The sequence below is a fragment of the Saccharomonospora iraqiensis subsp. paurometabolica YIM 90007 genome (assembly GCF_000231035.2).
In the GTDB taxonomy this organism is placed as follows: domain Bacteria; phylum Actinomycetota; class Actinomycetes; order Mycobacteriales; family Pseudonocardiaceae; genus Saccharomonospora; species Saccharomonospora paurometabolica.
In genome coordinates this window covers 1-1,910 of the sequence record NZ_KI912188.1, presented here as the reverse complement: position 1 = coordinate 1,910, position 1,910 = coordinate 1, and the positions used below count along the sequence as shown (strand labels likewise).

The 1,910-nt window shown below is 74.9% G+C and carries 1 protein-coding gene and 1 pseudogene; one reads left to right on the top strand and one right to left on the bottom strand.

The genetic code is table 11. The features are described 5' to 3' along the window. Positions 1 to 33: 33 nt before the first annotated feature. On the bottom strand, positions 34 to 792 hold the full coding sequence (locus SACPADRAFT_RS0201475; RefSeq protein ID WP_007027460.1) for a methyltransferase domain-containing protein: 759 nt from the start codon (positions 790 to 792) through the stop codon (positions 34 to 36). Between the two features lie 68 nt (positions 793 to 860). Between SACPADRAFT_RS0201475 and SACPADRAFT_RS24790 the strand changes: the two are divergent. Further along, positions 861 to 1,709, top strand: a pseudogene (locus tag SACPADRAFT_RS24790) (ParA family protein); the annotation flags it as partial. Positions 1,710 to 1,910: the final 201 nt, after the last annotated feature.

The window sequence follows — 1,910 nt, the reverse complement described above, 5'->3', positions numbered from 1 at the left end:
CGTGGGCGGGAGCGGCCGTGGCGCCGCCCGCGGTCAGCCCGCCTTGCGGGCCAGCGCGTGCAGCCTGCTGGCGATGTCCCGCAGCGGGGGTGTGGCCGAGGCGACCGCCTCGAACTCGGCGAGTTCGTGCTCGCGGTCGACCGAGGCGCCCGGTGAGTCCGCGGCCGTGGGCACGATCTCGGCGACCACGCAGTCCCCCCGGATCAGTTCCACCGCCAGACCCGTGTCGGTGAGCATCCGGGTGAGCGTGGCGGTGTCGAACCGGCGGAGCACGGTCTCGGAGTCGTGCGAGAGGACCCCGTCCGGGTCGACGAGCAGCCGGTGCGCCTCGCCGAGGCGCCCGGTGAGTGCGCGGTGCAGCACGGCGGCGTGCCGGTTGGCGGTCAACGCCGACACGGCCCCGCCGGGGGCGGTCACCCGGGTGGCGGCGTCCAGCACGGCGTCCGGATCATCCACCACCTCCAGCAGTGAGTGGACCAGCACGAGGTGGGCGGAGCCCTCGGGGACGTGCGCGGCGAGCGCGTCCGAGTCGTCGGCCACCACGGTGATCCGGTCGGACACACCGTCCTCCGCCGCCCGCCGTTCGAGAGTGGCCCGCGCGTTCGGGTTCGGTTCGACGACGGTCACCCGGCAGCCCGCCGAGGCGAACGGCACGGCCCACACACCGCTGCCGCCCCCGACATCGACCACCGACGGCTCCCCGGCGCCCCGCTCCCGGGCGGCCCGCAGCTCGTCGTGAAGCACCTTCCGCACCGCCGCCGACCCGTGACCGGCCGAAGTCTCCGCTCGCATGGGGTCCAAGCGTAGTTGGGGGACCGCGCGCGTTCTCACGGTGACCGGACGGGGCTACGCTCGCAGGCGTGCACACGGTCGCCGTACTGAGTCTCAAGGGAGGCGTCGGCAAGACGACGGTCGCTCTCGGCCTCGCCTCGGCCGCCCTGCGCAGGGGCGCCCGGACACTCGTGGCGGACCTCGATCCGCAGGGCAACGCCACCGCCACACTCGACCCTCCCCTGACCGAGGCCACGCTCGCCGATGTCCTCGACTCCCCCCGGCCCGCGCTGTTGAACCAGGCGGTCGCAGCCAGCGGCTGGAGCGACCGGCTCGACGTCCTCGTCGGGGCGGAGGACCTGGAGCTGCTCAACGAACCGGGGCCGCAGGCGCCCCGGATGGACAACCTCGCCCGCGCACTCGAGACGCTGCGCACCCACTCCGACGGTGACCCGCACGAGATCGTGGTGCTGGACTGCCCGCCCTCGCTGGGCCGGCTGACCCGGTCCGCCCTGATCGCCGCGGACAGCGCGATCCTGGTCACCGAACCGACGATGTACGCCGTCTCCGGGGCCCGGCGCGCCCTGGAGGCGGTCGACGAGGTGCGGGCGGCGGCGAACCCCCGGCTGCGCCCGGCCGGGGTCCTGGTCAACCGGCTCCGGGTGCGTTCGCACGAGCACCAGTACCGCATCGAGGAACTGCGCGAGTCGTTCGGCAGGCTGGTCATGCCCACCGCGATCCCCGACCGGTTGGTCGTCCAGCAGGCGCAGGGTGCCTGCACCCCCATCCACGAGTGGGGCTCGCCCGCCTCCCGGGAGATCGCGCTGACCTTCAACATGGTGCTGGCCAAGATCCTGCGCTCGGACCGTGCGGGGCGGCACCGGCTCCCCGCGGAGGAGATGGAGCAGGTGGACACGGCCCCGGAGGACACGGACGCAGCCCCCGACGACGCGGACGGGTTCCCCCCGGATCCGGACACCGTCGGCCCGGACGACGACCCCTCGTGGCCGGAGCGCGGCAGCGACACCGGCACACTGCCCGTGCCCGGGCCCGGTGAGGCTCCCGGCGCCGGTGTCCCGGGGATCGGTGTCCCGGGGGCCGCACGACCGCCGGAGTGGCCCCGTACCGGGCCGCACGCC